A 25,620-nucleotide genomic window follows, 5' to 3' on the forward strand; every position below is an offset into this window, starting at 1 on the left:
AATTTTATGTATTTGCCGCTTTGGGTTGCTGACTGAAGTTGAATGGCTTGCCAAACGCATCATCCCGCAGATCCACTTTGGCGCTCCCGGCGACCCGGAAGAAATCGCAAGATGTGTGGTTTTCCTCGCCAGCGACGATGCCGGATTTATCGCCGGCTCAACAATCTCGGCCAATGGCAGGCAGTTCTCGTAACAACGCCTGATCGCTGCATGAAAGAAAGCCCGGTCACATGCCGGGCCTTTTTTAGCGATTGATCCAGGGTCCGAACGCAACAGAAGTCACACTCTGGAAATCGGCTTAACTCTCTTGCTGGTCTTCGATATTTTTTCTCAGCGCCTTCAACCTGTCAGCAGCCCCCTCAGAGCCTGAACGAACAAGTTCGACCTCAGATTCCTGGAAAAAACCCGTTTCGACAGCATTTGCAAAGGCCTGTGCCAAGCCCTCCAGATGCGACCGGTCCCGGACCCTGTAGGCATAATTTCTGTAGTCATTTTCCTGCCTGAGCCGTTTCTTTTCGTCTTCGAGACGCGCATCCAGTTCATTCTCGCCATCGTTAAACAGGAAGTATTGATCCCCCTGCTGACGCAGAACGAGATGATGAAATTCTCCACTCTCCGCCGAGTAGCCTGACAAAACCATAAACTGCGAAGAGAGTTGATTGATGAAGACTGATGAATAACCGTCATCAACGCCAAACATCTCGTAAGAATTGTCCTGATCATTTTTGACGAGCAGAAATCCCTCTTCAGGATCATCCGCATTCAGCGTGAAGAACCCGAACTCATCTCCAAAATCAAGGCCGTCACTGAACAGCTGTTCTTGCGATGCGATGCACCCCGGCAGAGCCAGAATGAGCACCAGGAACACGAGTTTGCGGAGCATCGTCGTCGCCTTTCATGGTGTGCTTCTGGCAACTCTAAGAGCAAGCATCACCCTTTGTACAGATGCACCCCGCCACAACTAACCGTGATTCGCCGGAGAAGAACGACCCCGTCAAACAAAAAGCCCGGAGCAAATCTCCGGGCTTTTTCGTATCAGTATATGTCTCAGTGTTTGTGTCAGGCCGCCATTTGGGTGGGCGGTTCTTTCGCTCCGGTCATAAACGCCACAGCATCAGACATCGTGTAATCCTTGGGATCAATGACGCACAGGCGTTGGCCAAGTCGGTGAATATGGATGCGATCTGCAAGCTCAAAAACATGCGGCATGTTGTGACTGATCAGAATGATTGGCAATCCTTTGGAGCGCACATCCTGAATGAGTTCCAGAACACGGCGACTTTCCTTAACGCCAAGCGCCGCCGTTGGCTCATCCATGATAATCACGCGGCTGCCAAAGGCTGCAGCGCGTGCCACCGCGACACCCTGACGTTGCCCGCCGGACAATGTTTCCACAGCCTGGCCGATATTCTGAATGGTCATCAGGCCAAGCTCGCTTAACTTGTCACGCGCTAATTGCTCCATCTTGGCACGGTCAAGTTTACGGAAGACCGAACCCAGCAAACCGGGCTTTCTGATTTCCCGACCCAGGAACATATTGTCAGCAATTGACAGCGCCGGAGATAAAGCCAGGTTTTGGTACACGGTCTCGATACCCGCTTCCCGCGCCTGCTGTGGTGAGCTGAAACTGATCGGCTTTCCGTCCATCAGAATACTGCCTTCATCAGGACGCACGGCTCCCGACAAGGCTTTGATCAAGGTTGATTTCCCCGCGCCATTATCGCCGATGACAGCCAGGATTTCTCCGGGATAAAGTTCAAAATCGCAATGGTCCAGCGCCGTCACACGGCCATATCGCTTAACCAGGCCCGTTGCCTGCAGGATTGGAGAACTCATGACGCAACCTTTCTGATCCACTGGTCAACTGCAACGGCCCCGATAATAAGGGCGCCAATCAGCAAATAGGTCCATTGCGCATCTGCCCCCAGCAAGCGAAGGCCCAATGTGAAGACCCCCACGATCAAAGCGCCGAACAGCATGCCGGCAATCGAGCCGCGGCCGCCGAACAGCGAAATTCCACCGATCACAACGGCCGTAATACTCTCAATATTTGCCAATTGTCCGGATGTCGGAGAAACCGAGCCGATACGGCCAATCAGCGCCCAGCCGGCGAACGCACAGATAAGGCCTGACAGCATATAAACCGAAATGAGTGTGCGTTTGACCTGCACACCGGACAGTTCAGCCGCCTCCGGATCATCGCCGACGGCATAAACATGGCGGCCCCATGCGGTTTGCTTCAGCACATAAGCCAGCACGCAAATCAGCACGACCATGAAGATCACGCCAATCGTAAAATTGGCGCCGCCGCGCCCGGCCTCGTCCGCACCGACCTTGAATGTCCAGCCGAACAATTGCAGCAACGGGGCTTCAGTGGCGATTTCCTGGCTGCGGATTGTTTCATTCGCCGAATAAAGAAAATTGGTGGCCAATACGATCTGCCACATGCCCAGAGTGACGATAAAGGGCGGCAGCTTCATAACGGCAATGAGCCAACCGTTGATATAGCCGCAAAATGTCCCAACCAGCAGACCACATCCAATTGCCACTTCAACCGGCAGGCCGTATCGGAAGGTGAATTGCCCCATTACCACGGATGAAAGCACCATGATGGCGCCCACCGACAAATCAATTCCAGCGGTCAGAATAACCAGAGACTGGGCTGCGCCGACAATACCAACAATGGCCACTTGCTGAAGAATCAGGGTCAGGGCAAAGGGGGAAAAAAACTTCGAGCCAAGCAGAATGCCGAACACGGCCAGCGAAATCATCAGAACAACAAGGGGTACCAATGCCGGAGTTTGATGGAGTGCGTGTTGTATTCTTTCGAATAGACCGTGCTTTTCCTCAGAAAATTCGGCCACACTTTGAGGGCTGCTCACCGCAGCTGCTTCAAAATCCTGCGTGTTCTGTTTTGACATTTCAGTATCTCCCTCACCCGGCATAGATCACCTAGAAAAATAGGGCGGTTTCCATCACCGCCCTATCATATTTCAAAGATTTACGTCAGAAATTAACCCCAGCAGAGGGCCTTGCCTTCTTCAACACTGATGGACTCAACGCCATCAACCGGGGTGTCTGTTACCAAAGCAACACCGGTATCAAAGAATTCCTTACCAGGAGTAGTCGCAGGCTTCGTGCCGTCTTTGGCCCAGGCTGCAATAGCCTCAATGCCTTTGGATGCCATCAACAGCGGGTATTGCTGAGACGTTGCACCAATAACGCCATCGGCAATGTTCTGAACACCCGGGCAACCGCCATCAACAGATACGATCAGCACATCACGTTCGCGGCCAATTGCTTTCAGCGCTTCATAAGCACCGGCTGCAGCAGGCTCATTGATGGTGTAAACCACATTCACTTCAGGGTCTTTGACCAGAAGGTTTTCCATAGCCTTGCGGCCACCTTCTTCATTACCTGCGGTTATATCGTTGCCAACGATACGGGGATCTGTTTCGTCGCCCCATTTGGTGGGATCGCCAAGCTCAATGCCAAAACCCTGCAGGAAGCCCTGATCGCGCAATACGCCAACGGAAGGCTGGCTGACAGCAAGGTCAAGCATGGCAATCTTTGCATTTGCAGCTTCATCACCCAATTTGGCAGCGGCCCATTTGCCGATCAGTTCACCAGCAAGGAAATTGTCCGTTGCAAATGTCGCATCAGCAGAATCAATTGGCTCCAGCGGTGTATCAAGGGCAATCACGACAAGACCTGCGTCCCGTGCCTGCTGAACAGATGATACGATGGAAGATGTATCGGAAGCTGTCAGCAAAATGCCTTTGGCACCATCAGCGATGCAAGTCTCGATTGCGGCAACCTGAGTTTCATGATCACCGTCGACTTTACCGGCAAATGTCTTCAGATCGATGCCAAGCTCTTCTGCTTTGGCGGCCGCGCCCTCTTTCATCTTTACGAAAAAAGGATTGGTGTCCGTTTTTGTAATCAAGCAAGCCGTAATGCTGTGGCTGGCTGCCAGTGCAGGAGCCACCATTGCTGTCGTGGATACAAGTGCAGCGGCGCACGTTGCGATCAAAATCTTCTTCATATTTCCCTCCGAATGGCAGTCAGGTCTGCCCAAAAAATTAAACGTCACCTCCAGCGACGTTGGCCTAGAAAAATATCATCTGGGCTACTTTGTCAATAAATAAATAAACTTGATTTATTAATTAACCAATGCATCTTTCTATCGATCATTTTTGAGGGTAAAGGTAGCGCGATGAGTGTTCCTAAGATCAGATCGCTGAGCGGAGGGGTGAATCAAAGCGGTCTTCGGGACTACAATGAACGCCTTCTTCTCTCCATGCTTCTCAGAAGCGGCCCGATGCCAGGCAGTGACCTGGCGCGTCATACTGGCCTGTCACCACAGACCGTCTCCGTCATCCTGCGCAAACTTCAACAGGATGGGCTTTTGGAACGCGGCGAACCTCAGCGCGGGCGCGTCGGCAAGCCATCCGTCCCCATGGGCCTGGCACCCGGCGGTGTCCTGTCCTATGGCCTGAAAATCGGGCGGCGCAGCGCTGATCTTGTGCTGATCGGGTTCACCGGCGGCATCAGACATCAGATCAACACCACCTATGACTACCCGATGCCTGACAACATCTTTTCCTTCCTGGAAGACGGCATTGCGACGATTTCCGCAAAACTGACATCGAACGAACAAAGCCGGATCTGCGGTATTGGATTTGCCGCGCCGTTTGAATTGTGGAACTGGTATGATCTGGCCGGCGCACCTGCTGAAGAATTCATATCCTGGAAGAACGTCAATTTTCAGGAACGCGTTGCCCGGTTCAGTGCGCTACCGGCCCGGGTGGTCAATGATGCCACCGCCGCATGCAAGGCAGAGCATGTTTATGGCAGAGGCAAGGAATTTCGCGATTACGCCTATTTCTTCATTTCAGCCTTTGTCGGGGGCGGTGTGGTTCTCAACCATTCCGTATTTGAGGGCCACCAGGGCAACGCAGGCGCGCTTGGCTCGCTGCGAAGTATCGGGCCCAATGGAGAAAGCCGTCAGCTTATCGATATCGCATCCATCAATCTATTGGAACGCCGATTACATCAGGTTGAAATCGACCCGCAAATCCTGTGGCAACAACCGCAGGATTGGAGCGAGATCTCGCGCTATGTTGAACATTGGGTCGGCCAGACCGCGCAGGAGCTTGCAAAAGCTGCCCTGTCAACGTGCTCGGTCATCGACTTTGAAGCCATCATGATCGATGGCTCATTTCCGGAAAATGTGCGCCACGAATTGGTGGAACGAACACAACGCTACCTCATCAATCAGGACACCAGAGGATTGATCCCGCCAAAGATCGAAGCAGGCAGCATTGGCGGCAATGCCAGAGCAATTGGCGCCGCCAGCGGCCCCATTTTCTCTCAATTCCTGCTCAACACAAATGTTGGATTGGCCGCAGTCTGAGCAAGAGATGCTTCAAAGTCAGGCCTTTGGCTTTTTGCGCGACGGATGCTCCTGCCACGCCTCCGCGTCACCAAACTCGGTAAAGTCAGAATAATGCGAATGGGGCTGCGCAATTTGGCTTGCGTGCTTGATCGGGCACCAGAACTGCTCGGTGCGTGCCGCGATTTCCTGTGCGAATGCAAACATGCCATTGGCGTAGCCACAATAAACGCAATTCAGTTTTTCAATGCCATTCAGATAGGCAAGGTGATGCCGGTCAATCACAACGTAATCTCCCCGCCGGACGCGCGCGACCTTCCAAAGCCGAAAACACACCGCCTGATAAATGAACAGGCAGATGTCCAGAAAAGCGATCGGAAAAACCATCCCGTAAACAAACGGAGCCGACAGATGAGCGCCAATTGGCAGATTCAGAATATAGGGAATTGTGGGCGAACGCTGGGCCGTGTGTTGCGCCACAGTGGCATCGTCAAAAAACATCCTGTCGAGATCTTGTTCTGACGTTTGCGGTGCCTCTCCGCTATTCTCCAAAACACGCAACTTATCCTGTAGTTCGGCAATTTCAGTACGCAGGCGCACAATCTTGCTATCCATAAGGCCCTCCCCTTTTCCTTCGCACCTTGCTGACAAATCGACTTGAACACAATACGGAACCCTTGGTTTCATGAGATAGCGGATGGAGGTTTCAGCTTGAAGCACCGGTGTGAGGATGGGCAAAAGTGAGAGCGGGGGTCAACCAGGGCCACCCGAGTCTGAACAATCTGGCCTCAGTGTTAAACCACTCACGTTCCAAAGCAGACATGCGTTCAATTTATTCTTCCGGTCGCTTTGGGAGACCGCGATACAGAACAAAATTGACATCTTTTAGCCGGCACATTGCACTTCGACTCTGCGGTTCAGGGATCGGCCTGCTTCATCGTCATTGCTTGCAATAGGTTCATCTTCACCGTGTCCGGTTGCTGAGATTTGTGTGGGATCGATCCCCAGTGCCACCAGAGCCGACACAACTGATTGGGAGCGGCGTTGCGATAAGTCGCGGTTATAATCTTCCTCACCTTCGCTGGACGAATGTCCGATGATCTGGATACCCTTACCGCCATCCTGCAGCAGCCCGTCGTAAAGGTCCGCTATAATAATCCGGGATGTTGGTCTGATGACATCACTGTCAAAGTCGAACCCGATCCCATGGACAATTGAGCCACAGCCGAGTTTTGGCGGCTCCTGTTCCAGGCAGGCGGGCGCCTTGTCCGATTGGTCTCCATCATACTGTCTAAAGGGCGCGCCATTTGTTGATCGAAGACCCTGGATCGAACCGTTTTCAGCGGCAATCAGGATGAACTGCGAGGGTATGCCCGCCGAATCCGCGCCAAGTGCGCGCAAAACACTGCCTTGAACTGTCCCTGAAAGCGTGGAGTTTCCATCATAGCAACCGGTCACGGTTGCGCCATTCTGTGCCAATTCCAATTTGACACCGCGTCCCTTCCAAACACCGGAATACCTGTCCGAAAACTCCTGATCTCGCTGTGTGCCATTTGCTATGAGTTCTGAAAACTCAAAAAAGCTCTTGTCCTTTTGAACGTCGATACCATCCTGCAAACGCAACCGAACCCAAAGCACCTCCGGCTGATTGTCTGACAGGGTTAACTCCGTGAACTGACCACTGTCTTCATGAACCTCCAATTCACCTTGCCCGAGGAGGACGAATGGGCCGTCGGCTGATACAGCGGACCCCAGCACAGCGATCTTCTTGAAAAATGTCTGGTAGGGGCTAGGGGTTTCCGTGACATTGGGGATGGCAAATCGCTCAAATCGAGTTAACGCCGGCAATGAATAGGTAATTTCCACAATATCTGTGGTCAGCCCCGGTTTGGGCGTTGCAACATAGCCCCGCGCATTGCCGTCGATCGCGGCAATAGCCTGTTCCATGACAATGCGGAGATCAGCATCTCCGCTGGAGATTGAAACAGGTAATGTGCCCAGCGCGAATGACATCAGGTCAATGGTCGGTGGTTCGCTGGCAAGCGTTGGCTGACCGGGGTAAACAGCGCTAAAGAAGCCAAGTGCGATCAAAAGTCTGGACAGAGAATTCTTCAAAACGAATTCCTTTCCTGGTTACGCCGACGGGCGCGATCCGAAACGCGCTTGTCACTGCGGCATGTATGTCGATACTCATACTCTATTTGCAAACCCGGAAATTGCAAACACAGGTTCCGTACTTAAAGAACGAAATTTAACCTTGAATGCGAAAGCTAAGTAATCAAGCACGGGGTTCTTGATCGCCATCCTGTGACAAAGCGGCAGTATGGGCTCATACTTACCAATGTTTGTACTGAATCGTCTTTCAGGAACACCAGAACTGTCTGATCGTTGTCTGATCGTTGTCTGGGCATTCCTACCATTCATTAGCAAGTCCGCCTGTTGCAGCGAACTTTCAGACAACAGCCATTCATCTCAGCACCGCCGTGTTTAGCGCCAAAAAGCGCGCTGCGGGCGGCCAAGGTTCACGGAATGCTGATGCAATCGTGATTTGCGGCCCGCTGAGTTGAGGGCATACCTAATACCCAGAGGCGCGCGCAGTTTCTCGTTCGTGACAAGGTATCTGTATAGCGCTGCGGATTGCACAGGCATAATCTTTGATGGCTTGTGTGAACCAGGATGAAACATGCACGCGAAAGGCCCTTTCATGGCATCGGTAACCAGCCTTCAATCCCGCATCTTCCTCATTACGTCGTTGGTAATGCTCTCCCTGTTTTGGCCCCATACCCTGCGGGCGCAAAATGCAGCGCCCCTGCCAGACTATGTGATTGAGAAATTCGGAAAACCTCCGGCCATACCGCAAGGCCCGCTGTCCCAGGATCTGCAGTCAGCTGTGCAGGTCGCTTTTGTCGATCTTGTCAGTCAAGGAGGTTGGGGGAACGAGCAGACATTGGCTCTGGTCGAAATCGCCGCTTCAAAGGATCCGCGCATTGCCTGGCTCATCAGCGATTTGATGCGTTTCTCCAATGGCCCCCAGATGAACCAGCTTCTTGCAGGAGTTGCGTCTGAATTGCTGGGTAAGAATTTTCAAAGTCAAAATCCGTGGGGTGCTGTTACCGATCATCTCATTGCGTGGAGAGTCCCGGCTCCCCCTGAATATTTGAAGGTGAAGCGTGCCATTTTCACCGGCATTGTGCCTGGCTGGGATAGAATTTTTGTTGAAGGGGATATCGACTGGAGGCTGGTTTCCTGGGGTGGAGTGCTGATCGACGATCGCGCATATGACACCACAGATGAGCCGTGCAACTGCATCCCCGCCGCAGACAATCCCGAAGTGAGCAGTGCAGAAGATGCCACCTGGCTCAAAGACGATGATATTGTCTTTGGCATTGGGGTGGAAGGCGCGTATCGGGCTTATCCGCGACGCATTATGGAAGTTCGCGAGATGGTCAACGATACGCTGGGCGGACGGCATCTTGGAATACCGTACTGTACGTTATGCGGCTCAGCGCAAGCCTATTACACCGATCAACTGCCTGACGGCATCGAGCGGCCGGTCCTGCGCACGTCGGGACTTCTCATTCGCTCAAATAAAGTGATGTACGACATCAATACATATTCGGTGTTTGATACATTTCTGGGCAATGCGGTGACAGGACCTCTTGCGGAAAAGAAGCTGAAACTGAAGCAAGCCAGTGTCGTGACAACTGATTGGGGTACCTGGAAGCAGGCTCACCCCGAGACAACGGTCCTGGTTGAATCCCTGGCGCTTGGCCGTGACCCGGATTTCCGCAACGGCCGGGATGCCGATGGTCCTATTTTTCCAGTTGGTGATGTCGATCCCCGTTTGCCCGTTCATGAGGACGTCATTGGTGTTGTCACAGCGTCCGGCAAGCCGGTGGCGTTTCAGCGGAGCATGGCGGTTTTGGCGCTGAAAGATGGCAATGAGATCGTCTTTGAGAATATTCGCCTGGAATTGAATGCCGGCGGAATTCAAGCTGTAGATGTGGATGGATCTGATCTGGGGAGCCATCAGGCATTCTGGTTTGCCTGGTCCCAATTCCATCCTCAAACCGCACTCTGGCCCGGTTAAGGCGACCTTTGGGGCGCTTTATCAACCAGATCGGTTCTGCATCAATCGCATGTCTGCGCAACGCAAAGGCTTCATGTGGCAGTATGACACTTTTGGATCGCGGTGCGGGCGCAGCAATTTCTGCCGATAGCGGTCGTTCGGTGTTTCGATAACATTACAATTTGATTTCCAACAAGCAGACCAATCGGGCTTTCAATTCAAGTGCTTTTGTAACGACGTGTATCCACCGCTTTCCAAGAAATGGCAGCCCGATGAAACTGCTACCTGGCACCCGAAAATGAGCGCCACCCGCATTTGTCAGAGGTTACTCTGCCCTATACCGACTCGCGCTCTATGATCTGGCACTCGACCTTCAATTGGTCGTGGCTGCTTTTCAATCCACCCGCGATATCATGGATGATTTCCACGGCCATCCCGCCCATCTGAAAGAGCGGCAGATGCAGGGTTGTCAGAGGGGGGCGGATGAACTGTGCTATGTCGCGATTGTCAAACCCGATGACCGATACATCTCCGGGAATGGACAGGTTTCGCTCTTTGAGAGCCTCCACGCAGCCCAACGCCATCAGATCGTTAGCGCAGAAAATGGCATCGGGTGGATCTGCCAGATCCATCAATGCGTGCGTTTCTGAATAGCCGGACGATGGCTCCCAGTTTCCGTAGCGCACCAATTCAGAATCAAACGCAAAGTCATTGCTCGCCAAGGCCTGCTTGTATCCGCGCAATCTGTCGCGTGGATTATCCAGGCCATCCTGACCATTGATCAATCCAATTCTGCGACGTCCCGCACTGATCAGCCGTTCTGTAGCAGTACGACCGCCGACAACATCACCCGGCACAATCGAAGGGAGGCGTCTTTCATGATCATAACAATTGACAAGCACAGAGGGCACAGAAAAAAGCGCGGCTGGCGACTCGATCTTACGGGTCAGGATTGTGCCGAAAATATACCCCAGCAATGGCTGTTGCTGATACAGCGAAAACACATTCTCGTTGGGGTCTTCTGCAGAGCGGAATATGCCAAGGGTAACGATGACCCCCAGTTCCAGCGCTTTTTCGCGCGCACCTTCAAAGGCCAGCGCCATCCACGGGTCTGTCGTCAACTCATCAGTTACAAACGCTATGACCTTCTTGCCCGCCGTGTCGCTGGCTGGTGATCGACCAGGTAGCTGGTAGCCAAGTTCCTTGACTGCATCCATCACCTTCTTGCGCGTCGCCTCACTGAACCGCGCACCTGAACTTCCGTTGAGAATCAGAGAAACTGTTGCCTGTGACACGCCGGCATCCGCCGCCACGTCCATCATAGTAGGTTTCAAGCTGTCTTCCTTCTTGAGAGCCATGACAGCCCAAACTCCGGCTATCTTCCGACGTTTCGGAACCGGTCAAATGCCACAGCAACTATAATAAAGGTACCTATGAACGTTCCCTGCCAGAAAGTCGAGATGCCCAACAAGATCAATGAATTACGAATCACTTCTATTAACAATGCTCCAACAACAGCACCCAAAACATTCCCCTCTCCACCAGCAAGATTGGCACCGCCAATGACGGCAGCGGCAATGACTGTGAGTTCCATGGCCTGTCCAAGGTTTGTTGTAACACTTCCAAGCCAGCCGGCCATCAAGATGCCAGTCAGGCCAGCTGTGAAAGCCGACAGCATGTAGATGCTTACCTTTAACGGTTTCACTGGAATGCCTGTCAGCGTTGCCGCGTTCTCATTACCTCCTATGGCGAAAAGATATTGACCCCACCGGGTCCATCGGAACACGAGAGACATTACTGTTGCCAAGCCAACAAGAGCAAATAGCGGGTGAGGCAGGCCAAATGTCGAACCGCCGCCTACCCAGAGCAGAATATCGTGGTCTGGCCCAAACTCCCAGATCATCTTGTTATCCGAGAGAACCATGGCAAGAGAGCGCGCGCCGGACAGCGTCCCGAGCGTGACGACAAATGCCGGCATGCCGGCATAGGCAATGAGAATTCCATTGAAGAACCCAACCATAAGTGCTGCGCCAAGTGCAAGAATAGCGGATAGCCAGAAGGGCAGCCCACTGGACATTGCGACACTGATGACCATGGCGCTTAGCACGACCGACGAACCGACTGACAGGTCAATGCCACCAGATGCGATTACAGCCGTCATACCAATGGCGATAATGGCGACGAATGTGAAATTGCGTGCCACATTGAATAGATTCCGTTCGCTCGCGAAGGTATCTGTCAACAAGGTAAGAGCCAGACATGCGAGGATGGCAGCGGAGAAAACCCAGAAGACTTGATGTCCCCTCAACTGGGCAAACCAGCTTTTGTACTGCGGTCCATCAATGAATTCGTCTGATGATATCATTGTTATTTCCTTTTTACGCGACGTCGATAGCGCCCGTGATGAGACCGGTAACTTCCTCAGGAGACGATTCCGTCATTGCCTTATGCGCAACAATTCGACCGCGGCGCAGCACGGCAATCCTATCGGATACGGTAAAGACGTCAGGCATTCTGTGGCTGATGAGAATAACGCTGATGCCGCGATCTCTCAGGCGGCGGATCAGATCCAGCACTTCTGCGACTTGGCGGACCGAAATGGCAGCTGTGGGCTCATCCATCATAACGATCTTGGGCTCCGAAAGGAGCGTACGGGCAATTGCGACCGCCTGGCGCTGACCGCCGGACATCCGCCTTACAAGATCGCGCGGGCGGGTTTCTGATTTGAGTAGCTTGAACAGTTCAGCCGAAACCGAGTTCATGCGGGAAAAGTTGATATACTTTATCGGACCAAAGCCACGCCTTGGCTCCCTGCCAAGGAATACATTCGACGCGGCAGACAAATTGTCGCAAAGCGCCAGGTCCTGATAAACCATCTCTATGCCTTCGCGCTGGGCATCGATGGGCTGGTGGAAGATCATCGGCTTCCCGTCAATTCCAATTTCTCCCGCTGAGGGACGAAAATTTCCGGCAATAATTTTGACGAGTGTGGATTTGCCCGCGCCATTGTCTCCCATCAATCCCAGGACCTCTCCCGGCTCGATTGTGAGCGACACATCCGATAGCGCCTGAATCGCTCCGAAATTCTTTGATATTGCCGACAAAACCAGTCGCGTCATGTTTCCCCTCGCTTTGCTTGTCCGTTGATGGATTGCAGTAACAGCTCCCTACCAAGCCGATTCATCCCTCATTTCGGTGGGCGGATGAATTCGTTCTTGACTAATATTACCTATTTAATATTATTAGTAAATAAACATCCTCTGATAATTACGCAATCTGATGGAGAAACGCATGAAGCTGTTGGTGACAGGTGTTACGGGAAAAGTCGGGCAGGTATTCCTTCCCGCATTCCTGTCTGCACGCCGCTTCTCAGAATGGGATGTTGTTGTGCTGTGCAACAATCGGGTCATTGAATCATCAGAGCGCGTTTCCGTAATTTCCGGATCGATGTCTGATGAGGCAGTTGTCGCAGATGCACTTTGTGATGTGACTCATGTTGTCCACATGGCATCCGTCAAGGAATCGCCGGATTTGATCTTTGACGTGGCTCTGAAGGGGCTATTCGTGTTGCTGGAGGAATACCGTAAATCGGATCAGGCAAAGCAGTTTGTCCTGCTCAGTGGCGACTGTGTCGTCGGCCATATATTCCACGAATACGCCGCCCCGATTACCGAGGCATCTGCGCCCAGGGCCTATTCTGGTTGCTACGCGCTGACCAAGGTTCTGGAAGAGGCTATGCTGGAGCAATTCGGCAATCAATATGGCGTGAATTGGTCCACGCTTCGCGCGCCATGGATAATGGACAAAGATGACTTCCGTTACGCGCTTGAGTTTGGTGAGGGGCAGTTCGGAGGACCTCCCTGGACGGATATGGTCGACGCGCAATTGCTCCAGCGCTACAGCAATGGTCAGTTTGTTCCGGTCCTGAGAGACGCAGGCGGTCAACACCTGAAACGAAGTTTCCTGCATGTCGACGATTTGGTCTCCGCTATTCTGGCGACAATCGACAATCCGCAGGCGGATAGACAATTATTCAACATAGCAATGAATGAACCCGTTGATTACGGCGCGATTGGTGAGCTTCTCCACGCAAAAAAAGGGCTTGAGCCCGTGGTGATCGACACCCCATTTCACAGCAATTGGCTCGATAATTCCAAGGCGCGGATGATGCTTGGCTGGAGACCCGAAATAAGTCTTGAACAGCTGATTGACCGTGCCTGGAAATATAAGCGCGAGGAGAATGATCCGCGCGTGGTTTGGTATCCCGGATGAGGCAGGAGGCCGCAGACGGTGTAAATGGAGGAGGAAAAAACATGAATATAAAGAAAGTGGCCATAACGGCATTATGCCTATCATCATTGGTGGCCGGATCGGCTGTCGCCCAGGATAAAAAAACTCTGGCGATTGTCGTCAAAGGACTCGACAATCCGTTTTTCGAACAAATCAATCTTGGCTGTAAAAAGTGGATGTCCGAGAATGCGGACAGCGCGTATGAATGCCTTTACACCGGACCGGCGTCGTCTTCCGATGAGGCTGGCGAAGTGCAGATCGTCGATGACCTTCTGGTTCGGGGCGTTGCCGCTATAGCAATCTCACCATCGAACGCCCCCGCTATGGCGAACCGCATTCGCGCCATCGCGCCAACTATTCCGGTGATGACATTGGATGCGGATTTCCTTGAGCAGGATCGCGATCTGCGAAAAACCTACCTTGGAACCGACAACTACCTGATGGGCGTAAAAATGGCCGAGCAGGCAAGCAAACTCAAGTCGAATGGCGGTACAGTCTGCCTTCAACTCGGCAATGTCGCTGCGGACAACATCAACGCCCGTGCACAAGGCTTCCGCGATACTATTGCCGGCTCAATGAAAGTTGATCGCCTGACCGGTCAGAATGGCTGGACCGAGATCGCGGGCTGTCCGCTTTACACCAATGATCAGGCTGACATTGCGAACCAGCAAATGTCAGACGTGTTCACAGCAAATCAGGATCTGGATGCATTCATCCTGATCGGTGGATGGGCACAATTTGCGCCACAGGCCTATGCGCAAGTGACTGATCAGGTGATGGACAAGCTCAACAGCAAAGAACTGATCATCATTGCTGGTGACACTTTGCCACCTCAAACCAAGGCCTTCCGGGAAGGTCGCAGCCATTCACAGGTTGGACAGCGCCCATTTGAAATGGGTTATCGGGCGCCAGATGTGATGATCCAACTCATCAATGGCGAAAAAGTAGATGACCCTTTGTATACCGGTCTTGATATCTGCACTGCAGAAGATGCCGGATTTTGTGCCGCTAAATAACCAGTCCCCCAAGGGAGAGGGGTTGGCATAAATGCCGCCCCTCAGCCCTGCTTTCAACGCCAATTATTAATAATGATATTAATTAATTGGATAAATCCTGCACATTTGAGTGCAGCGCAGCCTTTGAGGGAAAGGGCTGCAAGGAGGAAAAATATGAAATATCTCAAATCGATTGTTATGGCCGCAAGCGTAGCGCTTGTTGCAAGCCATTCTTTTGCACAGGAAAAACCTGCAATGGCGTTTGTCGTCAACGCCGCATCTGATTTCTGGAAACTTGCTGAGGCTGGCGTTAAAGCGGCCCAGGCAGAGTTGCCGGGCTATGATCTGCAGTTCCGCTACCCCGCTCAGGGCACTGCTGCACTCCAGAATGCTCTCATGGACGATCTTGTTGTTGCCGGGGCTGATGCGATCATGATTTCATCGGCCGATCCGAAAAATTCTATTGATGCCTTCAACCGAATTGCGGCCCAGGTGCCGCTCTTCACGACCGACAGTGATGCACCCGATAGCGAGCGTATTGCGTATCTTGGTTCATCCAACTCAGATGCCGGCGTTCAGGCAGGTGAGATTGCAGTTGAAGCAATGCCACAGGGTGGCAAATGCATGGGCTTTGTCGGGTTTCTGGGCGCCGACAACGCAGTTGAACGTATTGCTGGCTTTCGCAGTGCAGTTGAGGGCTCAGGGATAGAGCTTGTCGACGTACGCGGAGATGATGTGGATTTCGCGCGTGCACGTTCCAATGTTGATGATGTGTTGGCTGCCAATCCGGACATTGATTGCATGGTCGGATTCTATTCCTACAATCCACCAAAAATATATGAAGCTCTGCAAGCTGCTGGCAAGCTGGGACAGGTGACTGTGATCGCTTTTGATGAGGATCCGATCACACTTGGTGCCGTGCGTGAAGGCAGTTTCGCGGGAACCGTGGTACAAGACCCTTATCAATGGGGCTACCAGGGCATGAAGCTCATGGCAGCCTATCTGGAAGGTGACAAGTCGGAAGTCCCGGCAGATGGACTTATAATTGTTCCAACCAAGATTATCACCAAATCCAATGTTGATGCATTTGAAGCAGAGCTGAAAGCGCGCGTAGGCGGATAGCAATATTAGCATAATACAAACCCGGGCTGCACGAACTCTGCTGGTTTGTGCAGCCCGGACATTTTCTCTGACGAGCGGTGTCTTTGATGTCTGAATACAGAAACAAGCCCATATCGCTGGAACTCGTTGGAATCACTAAAGTCTATCCCGGTGCGATTGCGTTGGATAATGTTTCGCTGAACATAAGTGGCGGAGAAGTCGTTGGTCTGATCGGTGAAAACGGCGCAGGAAAGTCGACGTTGATGAAGGTACTCAGTGGCGCCATCGCTCCAGATGAGGGCAAGATCTTTATCGATGCAAAGGAGGCCGGTTCTTTGACGCCTGCTGGTGTCAATAAGTGCGGCATCGCATTTGTACATCAGGAACTGAACCCGTTTTCCAATCTTGACGTTACGGCCAATGTGCTTCTGGGACGCGAAATACGGCACGGATTTTTCGGTTTTGTAGATCGTCCGTCCATGGAGAAAAAGGTTGCTCCAATTCTCAAAATGCTTGGGACGCGTTTTGGTCCCCGTGACGCTGTTTCCGAACTGTCTCTGGCCGACCAGCAATTGCTTGAAATCGCACGCGCGCTGTCAATCGACCTGCGATTGTTGATCCTGGATGAACCAACCTCGAGCCTTACGATATCAGAGACCAATCGGCTGCTCGCTGTCATTCGGCAGTTGAGCGCTGAAGGTGTGGCAGTGCTTTTCATCACCCACCGGCTGGCGGAGATCGAGAAGGTGGCAAGCCGTGTTGTGGCGCTTCGCGATGGCTGTAATGCCGGAGAATTGAAACGCGATGATATCAACAAAGACCAGATGGTTCACATGATGATTGGTCGTGACGTGACCCAGTTTTACGAGAAAACCGATCACGTTCCCGGAAAGCCTGTGCTGAAAGCGACTGCTCTACGCACGAAAGTCAATCCGCACCATTCAATTGACCTTTGTCTGCGCGCTGGTGAAATACATTGCATGACCGGACTGGTCGGTGCCGGACGCAGTGAACTTGCACGAGCGTTATTCTGTATTGACCCGATTGAGGGCGGCTGCATTGAAGTAGAAGGGAAACCTCTTTCGAGGCATTCCGTTCCTGAAGCGATTGCAGCCGGTATTTGCCTGGTACCAGAAGACCGCAAGGCTGAAGGCCTCTTCCTTGATTTCACGATCCTTGAAAATATTGCAATGCCCAGCCACGGAGCGCTTTCAAAATATGGATTTGTCAATTCGACCTTGGAAACGGCGTTGGCAAATGCTTCAAAACAGAAACTTCAGATCAAAATGGCCAGTCTCAGCAATGCTGTTGCAGAGCTTTCGGGCGGGAACCAGCAGAAGGTGGTTCTTGCAAAATGGCTGGCCATGAAACCCAAAGTGATCATCCTTGATGAACCCACTCGTGGAATTGATATCGGTGCCAAGGCTGAAGTCTATCGCCTGATGCAGAGCCTTGCAGCCCAAGGCGTAGCTTTGCTGATCATTTCATCAGACATGGAAGAGGTGATCGGCATCGCTGATAAGGTCACCGTTATGTGCCGTGGCCATATCTCTGGTGTCCTCGCCCGCGATGAATTGACAGAGGAAAATATTCTTCGCCTCGCAGTTGAATAGAAAGAAAACAGCATGCAGAAAAAAGATATTGGATTAGGCGTTCTTGTGATCACCGTTGGTGTGCTCGTCGCTCTCGTCAATCCACGCTTTCTGTCGCCGATAAATCTTGCCAATACGGCCAATCTCATTGGCCTTTTCGGGTTATTCTCGATTGCGGGTGCTTTTGTCATCGTAACGGCTGGCATTGATCTATCTGTGGGGTCGGTGATTGCATTGATGGGTGTCATTTTTATAGACCTCACCGCAAGCGGGAATGTTGCCTGGCCGCTGGCACTGGTAGTCGTCATTTTGCTGTCGATTTGTATTGGGTTTTTGCACGGCTGGCTGATAACCAGGCTGAAACTCCAGCCTTTCGTCGTCACGTTATGCGGATTGTTGATCTATCGCGGTATTGCTCGGTTTTACACCAAAGATGGCACGGCCGGGTTTAGCTTTGGATCGGATTTTCCAATGCTGGAATTCCTGGTGGCAGGACGAAGCGCCGGAGTGCCGCATTCCGCAATTGCATTTGGGGTGGTGGCGATTATGGCATGGTTTCTGCTACACCGAACGGTATTCGGTCGCCATCTTTTCGCGGTCGGCAAGAATGAACAAGCGGCCCGCTATTCGGGTATAAAAACGGAACGGGTCATTATTCTGGCCTATGTGCTTTGTACTTTCCTGACAGGCATCGCCGCAGTTTTCTTTGCTATGTATACCCGCTCGGTTCAGCCGTCCTCCCATGGCAATTTTTACGAACTTTACGGCATCGCAGCGGCGGTCCTTGGTGGCTTTTCACTGCGCGGAGGCGAAGGCTCGATCATCGGCGTGGTGTTGGGCGTGATCCTGTTGCAGGAACTACAAAATCTCGTAAATCTTCTTGGCATTCCCTCTTCACTGAATTTCGCTGTGATGGGAAGCGTCATTCTCGCTGGTGTTATTGCCGATACTCAATTTTCCCGCTACCGCGATGCTCGCCGCCAGTCAATTGCGATGGCAGCGCTGGAGGACAGTGCAAAACGCCAAACGAACTGAATGGAAGCAGCGCACAACATCCGCTCTGGGCGCGACACGACAGATTGAACAATACGCCAACGTCAGGCCGCGCGAGTGGCTTATTTCATGGGCTCAAACCAGCAGTTTGTCATTTACGGTTGTTGGCGTGTCGATGTCTGCTCTGACGAGATCACACGATCCTGAAACCAAGTTGAGCAAGCGTCCGCTTCCCGTCCTCACCTGCCCTACGGACAGCCCTTTCGCAGTGTAACACAGACGTCATTCAGAAACATTCGTTCCCATCTTATAGAGCGCCATTCTGGCTCCGTAACTCTCGAGCCCAAAGCAATCACAACGACGAAATTCACAAAACCAATTCGGCACTGCAAACTACATGGCTGCAGTTCAACAGCCACACGCGCGCTCCCGTCCACCAGCGCGCCATCAAACCTCCATGTCCACTCTTGACTGAGTACTCAGTATGTACTTAATTGCATCTCAACGAGAGACCCGCATGACTGAACCTTTAAGAACCATGGCCTATGCCCGATTCCGGGAAAGCCTTTTTGACCGGCGCCTCAAGCCCGGCCAGTTTGTGTCCCAGCGCGAACTGAGCGAATTGCTTGATGTGCCTATGGGGGCCATTCGTGAAGCGCTTAAGCGCTTGGAAGCGGATGGCCTCATCAGTCTTATTGCGCAGCGTGGCGTTCAGATTGCTGATGTGAATGTGGCTTTTATCAACGACGCCTTCGAATTCAGGATTATGATTGAATCAGAAGCTGTGCGGCGCAGTGCCGAGACGCCAGATGTTGAGCGACTCACCGATCTGAGGTCCAGAACACAGCAAATCATTGAAGAGACCAACGCTACCCCGTCAGATGATCTGATGCAGGCCGGATTACAAATCGATCTGGAGCTTCACGAGTTTCTGGTGTCCGCGTTCACCAACAGTCTGATCCGCCAATCCTATCAGCAATTGGAAGACAAGGTGCGACTGATCCGACTGAACGGGACATATACCGTTGATCGTCTGCGCGCTGCGATGCATGAGCATCTTGAGATCATCGATGCGCTTCTGGCGGGTGATGAGCAGGCTGCTGTGGCCAGTCTCAACGCCCATCTGACGACGTCCTGGCGTCGCTCGTTAGGACTGCCCCCGGATCTGCGCTCAAGACAAAGCAGTGAACCGCAATGACAATCCGCAATGTCCTGTTTCTGTTTTCTGACCAGCACAACCAGAAAGTCGCCGGTTGCTATGGCGATAGCGTGGTGCAAACCCCCAATATCGATAAATTGGCGCAGGATGGCGTGCGGTTTGACAATGCCTACTGTCCCTCCCCCATCTGCGTTCCCAGCCGGATGGCCAGCCTCACAGCGCGCTGGCCGCATCGGCAGGAATGCTGGACGAATGACGATATATTGCGCTCCGATCTGCCAAGCTGGCTGCATGCGGCAGGCGCTGCGGGTTATGCGCCGGTTCTGATCGGGCGGCTCCATGCCATCGGGCCGGATCAGATGCATGGCTATGCGGAACGACAGGGCGGAGATCACAGCCCCAACTGGCAGGGCGCGCCGCGCCAGTCCATGGGCGTGTTGAGTGAAACCAATGATCCAACACCGGCATCGCTGCAAAAATCCGGTCCCGGATACAGCGCCTATCAGCAAAAGGACGCCGATATTACCGAGGCGGCCATTGACTGGTTGACCCATCAGGCCCCGGCCTTGAATGCGGACGGCAAACCCTTCTGCCTGACCGTGGGGCTGATGCTGCCACACCCGCCTTATGTGGTGGATGATGAGGCTTATGATCTTTACGCAGGCAAGGTGCCACCGCCTGAATTGGGGCCGGACGCCGCCGATCATGCCTTTCACCGCTGGTGGCGTGACAATCGTGGTGTCACAGATCTGACATCGGAAGAGGCGGACCGGGCAAGAACAGCCTATTGGGGTCTGGTTCACCGCATGGATGAGATGATCGGCCGGGTTCTTGAGGCGCTTGAAGCTGCCGGGCTGATGGAGAACACGCTGATCATCTACGCCTCAGATCATGGCGAACATCTGGGCGAGCGTGGCCTTTGGTGGAAACACACATTCTATGAGGAATCGGTCAAGGTTCCGCTCATTATGCGCCTGCCGGGTGTACTGCCTGCAGGAGAGGTCCGCGATCAGGTGGTCAACCTTGTCGACCTCAGCCAAACCATGCTTGAGGCGATGGGTGCAGACCAATTGCCCCATGCTGATGGACGCAGTTTCTGGAGCCTGGCACAGAATGCCACGGCAAGCTGGAGCAACGAAACCTTTTCCGAATATTGCACGGACATCGTTCCGGCATGGACCGGAGGACGGGCGGTGCAGCAGCGCATGATCCGCTCCGATCAGTGGAAACTGATCATCTACAATGATGAAGCGCCGCAGCTTTTTGATCTCAACGCCGATCCATCTGAACAGCACAATCTGGCAGATGATCCGGAGTATCGCCAAACCCAGCACGGCTTGATGGCACGCCTCACGCAGAATTGGGACCCGACAGCAATTGCAAAACGGATGCTGGAGCGCCGCGTTGAAAAGGACATCGTGCTGAAATGGGCGCAGCAAACCAACCCAGCCAGCACCCATATCTGGGATTTCTCACCCGATATCAACAAACTGAGCGGCGGTCAGTCAGACGGCTGAGAACGATCAATTTTTCAAACAAAACGAAGGAGGAAAGAATGAAAAACTTTACACGCAGGACCCTTACAATGGCCGCCTTTGGCCTGACCGCTGCATTGGCTTTGCCCATGGCAGGACACGCGCAAGCCTATCCGGAAAAAGCTGTGCAGATCACCGTGCCATTTGGCGCTGGCGGTGGCACCGATACCTTTGTGCGCACCATACAGCCCTTTGTGGAAAAGCAGCTTGGGGCCGATCTTGTGGTGCTGAATGTGCCGGGCGCTGGGTCCGTAACCGGAAGCCGCGGTGTCATCAGCAAAGACCCGGATGGCTATTCAGTTCTGGTCAATCACGCCACGCTGTTGACCAATATGGCAATCGGGAAGGCAGACTTTGATGTCTCGTCTTTTGAGCTTGCAGCTTCCACCACATCCATTCCGCTTGTTGTTGCAGTTCCGGCCTCTTCAGCTGCCAATTCGCTGGACGAATTGAAAGCGCTCTTGTCAGGTGGAGATCCGGTCATTGCGGGCGTCAATATTGGTGCAGTCAATCACTTCGCCATGCTGATGCTGGAAGCTGAGCTTGGCGCTGGCAAATTCCGCTATGTGCAAACCGGTGGTGGTGCCAAGACCATTGCAGCCTTGCTGGGCGAGCAAATCGCGGTTGGCGTATTAAGTGGTGCAGAAGCCAAACCTTTGCTGGAAGCTGGCGAAGTCAAAGTCATTGCAGCCCTGTCTGGTGACCGCATTCCCTATCTGGCTGATGTAGCAACGGCTGCCGAACAGGGTGCCGATGTCGACTTTTCCATCGAGCACAGCTGGTACTTCCCCAAGGGTACACCGGCTGACACCATCGCTGCATTCTCTGCGGCACTGGAAAAAGCCATTGGCGATGCGGAATTGCAGGCCATCCTTGATGAGCGCGGCATTACACCAACCTATTATGGGCCTGATGCAGCGCCCGCCCGTGTCGCAGCCACACTGGCTCAGCTGAAAAGCGCAGCAGACCTGATTGAGAACTAGGTTCGCCAACCACTTTCTGGAAGGCCAGACCCAGCTAGGATATGGCCTCCAGCCCTTACTGTGACCGGGAAAAACCACAATGTTTGAAGTGCTGAGCCTTGGCACAACCCTGTTCATTGGGTTGGGCGTCTTGCTGGGTATTGTCGTCGGTGCAATTCCGGGACTGACAGCAACCATGCTCATTGCATTGTCGCTGCCATTCACCTTTTCCATGGACCCGATCCCAGCCATTTCCATGCTGGTTGGCATGTATGTGGGCGGTGTGTCCGGCTCGCTGATTACGGCCATCATCCTGCGCATGCCCGGAACCCCGGCTTCGGTCATCACCACGCTGGACGGCTATCCAATGGCGCAAAGAGGTGAAGCCGGCAAAGCTTTGGCCCTTGCCATCTGGGCCAGTTTCTTTGGCGGTCTCATATCCTGGGTTTTTCTGGTTCTGCTGTCAGAGCCGCTCAGCCGTATGGCCGTTCGCTTCTCAAAATTCGACTATTTCGCGCTGGTCGCCATGGCACTTTTGCTGATTGTATTTCTCAGCAAGGGCAACATGTTGCGCGGGCTGATTTCCGGGGCATTGGGCATTTTGGCAGCAACTCCCGGTTCCGACCCGATCAGCGGTTCCTTCCGGTTTACATTTGGAATTCAGTGGCTGGAAAACGGTTTCCCATTGCTGGCTGTGCTGATTGGCCTGTTCGCTGGAAATCAAATCCTTCAAGAGGTACAGGGCCTGTCCGGGCAGGCTAAAGAACGCCCAAACACGGATGCAAAAATGTCTCTGAACCCGCGCGCGCTGATACGGCACTGGATCAACATCCTGCGCTCCTCGGTTCTGGGCACATGGATTGGCGTATTGCCGGGCGTCGGTGCCAATGTGGGCTCGGCTTTTGCCTATTCCGTTGCGCGCAGCTTTTCGCGAAAGCCGGATGATTTCGGCAAAGGCAGCGAAGAAGGGTTGGTCGCATCGGAATCCGCCAACAACGCTACGGTTGGCGGCGCCTTGGTGCCGCTTGTGGCGCTTGGAATTCCCGGCAGTGTGGTCGATGCCATTCTGCTCGGCGGCCTTGTCATTCACGGCGTCCAGCCTGGACCGTTTCTGTTCCGCAATGATCCCGGCATGGTCTATGCCATCTTCAATGCGGCCTTTATCGGCAATGTCATAATGCTGTTGGCGATGCTGGTCCTGACCCGGCACATTGCCAAAATTGCCATGATCCCCAAAGAATATCTGCTGCCGCCCCTGGTCATCATGTGTGTCGTGGGAACCTTTGCCATTTCAAACGCATGGTCGACCGTCTTCGTCATGCTGTTGTTTTCTTTTGTGGGCTTTGGGCTGGAGCGCAGCGGTTATGCACTGGCCCCCTTCGTCATCGGCTTTATTCTGGCGCCCATCGCCGAGGAAAACCTGCGCTCGGCAACCATGTTCACAGATGGGGCCATCATGCCTCTCCTGCTCACCCCGGTGCCCATTGCAGTTATCATCATCAGTACAATCATGTTTTTGCTGAACAGACGTTTTTCCTGAAGGACACAATATGAGCCTGCGCATTTTTGATTTTTTGCTGCTGTTTATCGGAGCGGCCTTTACCTATCAGGCCATCCAGACACCACCGGAAAACTACGACGTCATGGGCCCGTCGCTTTGGCCTCTCTCTGTCGCGATATCGCTGTTGGTCTTGCTGGTCCTGTCTTCGGTCTTTTCCAGACGATCAAGCGAAAATCGGCAGGCACCACTCAGCATTCGGTTTTGGCTCATGTGCCTTGCCATGATCGCATTTGTTGGCGTGCAACTCTTGGCGATCATGCCGTTTTTCCTGTCCGCTGCCGCTTTTTGTTTTTGCGCATTCCTGCTGATGACACATCACCGCGATGCCAGAAGCCTCTTGCAGGCTGGTGGGGCTGCACTGTTATTCTGCTTTGTGATCCAATACATCTTTACGCAATTCATAAGTCTGGATCTGAAAACCGCCTTTTAACGCCCAAGACTATCTTCAAGCCTTAGGGCCATTTCACCTCTGGCGGCATGGAAGACAGGATTGAGGCAACATTGCCACCAGTTTTCAGGCCAAAGATCGTACCCCGGTCATAAAGCAGATTGAATTCCACATAGCGCCCGCGGCGGATCAGTTGCTCATCACGAGCGGCAGCATCCCAGTCCTGTTCCATATTGGCGCGCACCAATTGCGGATAAATATCCCGAAAGGCACGGCCCACATCCTGTGTGAAGGCAAAATCTGCATCCCACTCACCGGAATTCAGATAATCGTAGAAAATACCGCCGACGCCGCGTGTTTCCTTGCGGTGCGGTAGATAGAAATAAGTGTCACACCAGTCCTTGTAACGCGGATAATCAGCCACTTCATGGGCTTCGCAGGGCGCGCGCATGGCCGCATGAAAGGCCTGCGTGTCCGCATCATCCTGTGTGCGCCGTGCATCCAGAACCGGCGTCAAATCCGCGCCACCGCCAAACCACTGGCGGGACGTCACAACCATTCTGGTGTTCATGTGAACGGCAGGCACATTGGGATTTTGCGGATGAGCAATCAGCGAAATTCCGCTGGCCCAAAAGGACGGGTCCTCGTTCGCGCCCGGTATCTGACCGCGAAATTCCGGCGCAAACTCGCCATGAACCGCTGAGATGTGAACACCCACTTTTTCAAACACCCGCCCGCGCATAAGCGACATTTCGCCGCCGCCGCCCTTGGCACCACTGTGGTCCGTGCGCTGCCATTTTGTCCGTTCAAACCGACTTGGAGCGCGATCGGACAAAGGCCCGGCCAAGGCATCTTCAAGAACTTCGAAGGAAGCACAAATCTCATCCCGTAATTGACGGAACCAATTGGACGCAATCTGTTTCTTGTCTTCAATCCCCTCGGGCACGGGGCCGGGAACTGGTTTTGACGGCGCATCTTTCTGATCGGTCACGGGCTTATCCATCATATGCTGTTTTGTCTGCCACTTGTCTTTCAGACTTTACGCTTCAAATCCAGACCCTAAAGCGCCATTTGCCTCAACGCTTCGCCCAGGACCATGGCCCCGGAAATCGCCACATTCAGTGAGCGGGCATCGCCATGCATAGGTATCAGAATGCGCGCATCCGCGGCCTCATGTACATGGTCCGGCACACCTGCAGATTCCCGGCCCAGCATCAGCACATCATTTTCCTGATACCGAAAATCTGTATAGATCTCAGCCGCTTTTGTTGAGAGCAGCACAATGCGGCGCTTTTCGTCACGGCAAAAGGCCTGAAATGCAGCCCAGTCAGCGTGTTGCACCAGGACTGCCTTCTCCAGATAATCCATCCCGGCACGGCGGAAATTCCGGTCACTCAGCACAAAGCCCGCAGGCAGAATAATATGCACCGGAACATTCAGGCAGGCCCCGGTGCGCAGCAGCGTTGCTGTATTTTGTGGTATGTCAGGCTGGTAAAGTGCAAGTGAGAGCGCCATTTAGTTGCCATGCTCCAAATTCAGTTTCAAATTCAATTCCAATTTCCAAATGCTCCGGCGTCAGA

General features: G+C 53.1%; 23 protein-coding genes and 1 pseudogene. 13 read left to right on the top strand and 11 right to left on the bottom strand.

What is annotated here, in order from left to right:
• Positions 1 to 46: 46 nt before the first annotated feature.
• A pseudogene (locus tag RAL91_RS20820) lies at positions 47 to 193 on the top strand (SDR family oxidoreductase); the annotation flags it as partial.
• A gap of 105 nt (positions 194 to 298) precedes the next feature.
• Here RAL91_RS20820 and RAL91_RS20825 read toward each other — a convergent pair.
• From RAL91_RS20825 to RAL91_RS20840, 4 genes are all read right to left on the bottom strand, one after another.
• Entirely contained in the window at positions 299 to 883 is a 585-nt protein-coding gene (locus tag RAL91_RS20825) for a hypothetical protein (RefSeq protein ID WP_306258166.1), read from the bottom strand.
• Positions 884 to 1,059: 176 nt separating this feature from the next.
• Positions 1,060 to 1,836: an ATP-binding cassette domain-containing protein gene (locus RAL91_RS20830; protein WP_306258167.1), complete on the bottom strand. Its 777-nt coding sequence runs from the start codon at positions 1,834 to 1,836 to the stop codon at positions 1,060 to 1,062.
• Positions 1,833 to 2,945 (bottom strand): ABC transporter permease, encoded by a 1,113-nt coding sequence (locus RAL91_RS20835; RefSeq protein ID WP_306258168.1) that lies wholly within the window; start codon positions 2,943 to 2,945, stop codon positions 1,833 to 1,835. The genes RAL91_RS20830 and RAL91_RS20835 overlap by 4 nt, the downstream gene beginning before the upstream one ends.
• Positions 2,946 to 3,013: 68 nt before the next feature.
• On the bottom strand, positions 3,014 to 4,045 hold the full coding sequence (locus RAL91_RS20840; protein ID WP_306258169.1) for a sugar ABC transporter substrate-binding protein: 1,032 nt from the start codon (positions 4,043 to 4,045) through the stop codon (positions 3,014 to 3,016).
• A gap of 171 nt (positions 4,046 to 4,216) precedes the next feature.
• On the opposite strand from RAL91_RS20840, the gene RAL91_RS20845 reads away from it, so the two are divergent.
• A complete protein-coding gene (locus RAL91_RS20845) occupies positions 4,217 to 5,416 on the top strand; it encodes an ROK family transcriptional regulator (protein ID WP_306258170.1) in 1,200 nt (399 codons plus the stop codon).
• A gap of 18 nt (positions 5,417 to 5,434) precedes the next feature.
• On the opposite strand, the gene RAL91_RS20850 is transcribed toward RAL91_RS20845, so the two are convergent.
• Both RAL91_RS20850 and RAL91_RS20855 read right to left on the bottom strand, forming a co-directional pair.
• Entirely contained in the window at positions 5,435 to 6,010 is a 576-nt protein-coding gene (locus RAL91_RS20850; RefSeq protein WP_306258171.1) for a hypothetical protein, read from the bottom strand.
• A 270-nt stretch (positions 6,011 to 6,280) separates the two neighbouring features.
• A complete protein-coding gene (locus tag RAL91_RS20855; RefSeq protein ID WP_306258172.1) occupies positions 6,281 to 7,510 on the bottom strand; it encodes an OmpA family protein in 1,230 nt (409 codons plus the stop codon).
• A 568-nt stretch (positions 7,511 to 8,078) separates the two neighbouring features.
• Between RAL91_RS20855 and RAL91_RS20860 the strand changes: the two genes are divergently transcribed.
• On the top strand, positions 8,079 to 9,485 hold the full coding sequence (locus RAL91_RS20860) for a DUF3179 domain-containing (seleno)protein (RefSeq protein WP_306258173.1): 1,407 nt from the start codon (positions 8,079 to 8,081) through the stop codon (positions 9,483 to 9,485).
• 314 nt (positions 9,486 to 9,799) lie between these two features.
• Here RAL91_RS20860 and RAL91_RS20865 read toward each other — a convergent pair whose 3' ends face one another.
• The 3 genes from RAL91_RS20865 to RAL91_RS20875 are packed head-to-tail and all read right to left on the bottom strand — an operon-like array spanning position 9,800 to position 12,583.
• Positions 9,800 to 10,798: a LacI family DNA-binding transcriptional regulator gene (locus tag RAL91_RS20865; protein ID WP_306258174.1), complete on the bottom strand. Its 999-nt coding sequence runs from the start codon at positions 10,796 to 10,798 to the stop codon at positions 9,800 to 9,802.
• A 41-nt stretch (positions 10,799 to 10,839) separates the two neighbouring features.
• Positions 10,840 to 11,829: an ABC transporter permease gene (locus tag RAL91_RS20870; protein WP_306258175.1), complete on the bottom strand. Its 990-nt coding sequence runs from the start codon at positions 11,827 to 11,829 to the stop codon at positions 10,840 to 10,842.
• Between the two features lie 13 nt (positions 11,830 to 11,842).
• Positions 11,843 to 12,583 carry an ATP-binding cassette domain-containing protein gene (locus RAL91_RS20875; RefSeq protein WP_306258176.1) on the bottom strand — a complete coding sequence of 247 codons (741 nt, stop codon included), beginning with the start codon at positions 12,581 to 12,583 and terminating at the stop codon, positions 11,843 to 11,845.
• Positions 12,584 to 12,755: 172 nt separating this feature from the next.
• On the opposite strand from RAL91_RS20875, the gene RAL91_RS20880 reads away from it, so the two are divergent.
• The 10 genes from RAL91_RS20880 (at position 12,756) to RAL91_RS20925 (ending at position 24,082) form a co-directional block, all read left to right on the top strand.
• Complete coding sequence (locus tag RAL91_RS20880; protein WP_306258177.1) at positions 12,756 to 13,736, top strand: NAD(P)-dependent oxidoreductase; 981 nt, start codon at positions 12,756 to 12,758, stop codon at positions 13,734 to 13,736.
• Between the two features lie 41 nt (positions 13,737 to 13,777).
• A complete protein-coding gene (locus tag RAL91_RS20885; RefSeq protein WP_306258178.1) occupies positions 13,778 to 14,770 on the top strand; it encodes a substrate-binding domain-containing protein in 993 nt (330 codons plus the stop codon).
• A gap of 153 nt (positions 14,771 to 14,923) precedes the next feature.
• Positions 14,924 to 15,871 carry a sugar-binding protein gene (locus RAL91_RS20890; protein WP_306258179.1) on the top strand — a complete coding sequence of 316 codons (948 nt, stop codon included), beginning with the start codon at positions 14,924 to 14,926 and terminating at the stop codon, positions 15,869 to 15,871.
• Positions 15,872 to 15,957: 86 nt separating this feature from the next.
• Positions 15,958 to 17,463: a sugar ABC transporter ATP-binding protein gene (locus RAL91_RS20895; protein ID WP_306258180.1), complete on the top strand. Its 1,506-nt coding sequence runs from the start codon at positions 15,958 to 15,960 to the stop codon at positions 17,461 to 17,463.
• A 12-nt stretch (positions 17,464 to 17,475) separates the two neighbouring features.
• Complete coding sequence (locus tag RAL91_RS20900) at positions 17,476 to 18,477, top strand: ABC transporter permease (RefSeq protein WP_306258181.1); 1,002 nt, start codon at positions 17,476 to 17,478, stop codon at positions 18,475 to 18,477.
• A 475-nt stretch (positions 18,478 to 18,952) separates the two neighbouring features.
• Positions 18,953 to 19,633, top strand: coding sequence for a GntR family transcriptional regulator (locus RAL91_RS20905; RefSeq protein ID WP_306258182.1), 681 nt, complete (start codon positions 18,953 to 18,955; stop codon positions 19,631 to 19,633).
• Positions 19,630 to 21,111: a sulfatase-like hydrolase/transferase gene (locus tag RAL91_RS20910; protein ID WP_306258183.1), complete on the top strand. Its 1,482-nt coding sequence runs from the start codon at positions 19,630 to 19,632 to the stop codon at positions 21,109 to 21,111. Before RAL91_RS20905 ends, RAL91_RS20910 begins: the two co-directional genes overlap by 4 nt.
• A gap of 38 nt (positions 21,112 to 21,149) precedes the next feature.
• Positions 21,150 to 22,112: a tripartite tricarboxylate transporter substrate binding protein gene (locus tag RAL91_RS20915; protein ID WP_306258184.1), complete on the top strand. Its 963-nt coding sequence runs from the start codon at positions 21,150 to 21,152 to the stop codon at positions 22,110 to 22,112.
• Positions 22,113 to 22,191: 79 nt separating this feature from the next.
• Positions 22,192 to 23,631, top strand: coding sequence for a tripartite tricarboxylate transporter permease (locus RAL91_RS20920; protein WP_306258185.1), 1,440 nt, complete (start codon positions 22,192 to 22,194; stop codon positions 23,629 to 23,631).
• A 10-nt stretch (positions 23,632 to 23,641) separates the two neighbouring features.
• Positions 23,642 to 24,082: a tripartite tricarboxylate transporter TctB family protein gene (locus RAL91_RS20925; RefSeq protein ID WP_306258186.1), complete on the top strand. Its 441-nt coding sequence runs from the start codon at positions 23,642 to 23,644 to the stop codon at positions 24,080 to 24,082.
• Between the two features lie 22 nt (positions 24,083 to 24,104).
• Here RAL91_RS20925 and hemF read toward each other — a convergent pair whose 3' ends face one another.
• On the bottom strand, positions 24,105 to 25,043 hold the full coding sequence (gene hemF / locus RAL91_RS20930; RefSeq protein WP_371932560.1) for an oxygen-dependent coproporphyrinogen oxidase: 939 nt from the start codon (positions 25,041 to 25,043) through the stop codon (positions 24,105 to 24,107).
• 56 nt (positions 25,044 to 25,099) lie between these two features.
• The gene (locus RAL91_RS20935) at positions 25,100 to 25,555 is read right to left on the bottom strand and encodes a tRNA (cytidine(34)-2'-O)-methyltransferase (protein ID WP_306258188.1); all 456 of its coding nucleotides are present in this window, start codon (positions 25,553 to 25,555) and stop codon (positions 25,100 to 25,102) included.
• Positions 25,556 to 25,620: the final 65 nt, after the last annotated feature.

Source organism: Pararhizobium sp. IMCC21322, from assembly GCF_030758295.1.
GTDB lineage: Bacteria > Pseudomonadota > Alphaproteobacteria > Rhizobiales.

What these genes read in the sequence shown, in the direction of transcription:
- RAL91_RS20825 (WP_306258166.1), bottom strand. Translation starts at nt 883, where the DNA reads ATGCTCCGCAAACTCGTGTTCCTGGTGCTCATTCTGGCTCTGCCGGGG.
- RAL91_RS20830 (WP_306258167.1), bottom strand. Translation starts at nt 1,836, where the DNA reads ATGAGTTCTCCAATCCTGCAGGCAACGGGCCTGGTTAAGCGATATGGC.
- RAL91_RS20835 (WP_306258168.1), bottom strand. Translation starts at nt 2,945, where the DNA reads ATGCCGGGTGAGGGAGATACTGAAATGTCAAAACAGAACACGCAGGAT.
- RAL91_RS20840 (WP_306258169.1), bottom strand. Translation starts at nt 4,045, where the DNA reads ATGAAGAAGATTTTGATCGCAACGTGCGCCGCTGCACTTGTATCCACG.
- RAL91_RS20845 (WP_306258170.1), top strand. Translation starts at nt 4,217, where the DNA reads ATGAGTGTTCCTAAGATCAGATCGCTGAGCGGAGGGGTGAATCAAAGC.
- RAL91_RS20850 (WP_306258171.1), bottom strand. Translation starts at nt 6,010, where the DNA reads ATGGATAGCAAGATTGTGCGCCTGCGTACTGAAATTGCCGAACTACAG.
- RAL91_RS20860 (WP_306258173.1), top strand. Translation starts at nt 8,079, where the DNA reads ATGCACGCGAAAGGCCCTTTCATGGCATCGGTAACCAGCCTTCAATCC.
- RAL91_RS20870 (WP_306258175.1), bottom strand. Translation starts at nt 11,829, where the DNA reads ATGATATCATCAGACGAATTCATTGATGGACCGCAGTACAAAAGCTGG.
- RAL91_RS20875 (WP_306258176.1), bottom strand. Translation starts at nt 12,583, where the DNA reads ATGACGCGACTGGTTTTGTCGGCAATATCAAAGAATTTCGGAGCGATT.
- RAL91_RS20880 (WP_306258177.1), top strand. Translation starts at nt 12,756, where the DNA reads ATGAAGCTGTTGGTGACAGGTGTTACGGGAAAAGTCGGGCAGGTATTC.
- RAL91_RS20885 (WP_306258178.1), top strand. Translation starts at nt 13,778, where the DNA reads ATGAATATAAAGAAAGTGGCCATAACGGCATTATGCCTATCATCATTG.
- RAL91_RS20890 (WP_306258179.1), top strand. Translation starts at nt 14,924, where the DNA reads ATGAAATATCTCAAATCGATTGTTATGGCCGCAAGCGTAGCGCTTGTT.
- RAL91_RS20895 (WP_306258180.1), top strand. Translation starts at nt 15,958, where the DNA reads ATGTCTGAATACAGAAACAAGCCCATATCGCTGGAACTCGTTGGAATC.
- RAL91_RS20900 (WP_306258181.1), top strand. Translation starts at nt 17,476, where the DNA reads ATGCAGAAAAAAGATATTGGATTAGGCGTTCTTGTGATCACCGTTGGT.
- RAL91_RS20905 (WP_306258182.1), top strand. Translation starts at nt 18,953, where the DNA reads ATGACTGAACCTTTAAGAACCATGGCCTATGCCCGATTCCGGGAAAGC.
- RAL91_RS20910 (WP_306258183.1), top strand. Translation starts at nt 19,630, where the DNA reads ATGACAATCCGCAATGTCCTGTTTCTGTTTTCTGACCAGCACAACCAG.
- RAL91_RS20915 (WP_306258184.1), top strand. Translation starts at nt 21,150, where the DNA reads ATGAAAAACTTTACACGCAGGACCCTTACAATGGCCGCCTTTGGCCTG.
- RAL91_RS20920 (WP_306258185.1), top strand. Translation starts at nt 22,192, where the DNA reads ATGTTTGAAGTGCTGAGCCTTGGCACAACCCTGTTCATTGGGTTGGGC.
- RAL91_RS20925 (WP_306258186.1), top strand. Translation starts at nt 23,642, where the DNA reads ATGAGCCTGCGCATTTTTGATTTTTTGCTGCTGTTTATCGGAGCGGCC.
- hemF (WP_371932560.1), bottom strand. Translation starts at nt 25,043, where the DNA reads ATGGATAAGCCCGTGACCGATCAGAAAGATGCGCCGTCAAAACCAGTT.
- RAL91_RS20935 (WP_306258188.1), bottom strand. Translation starts at nt 25,555, where the DNA reads ATGGCGCTCTCACTTGCACTTTACCAGCCTGACATACCACAAAATACA.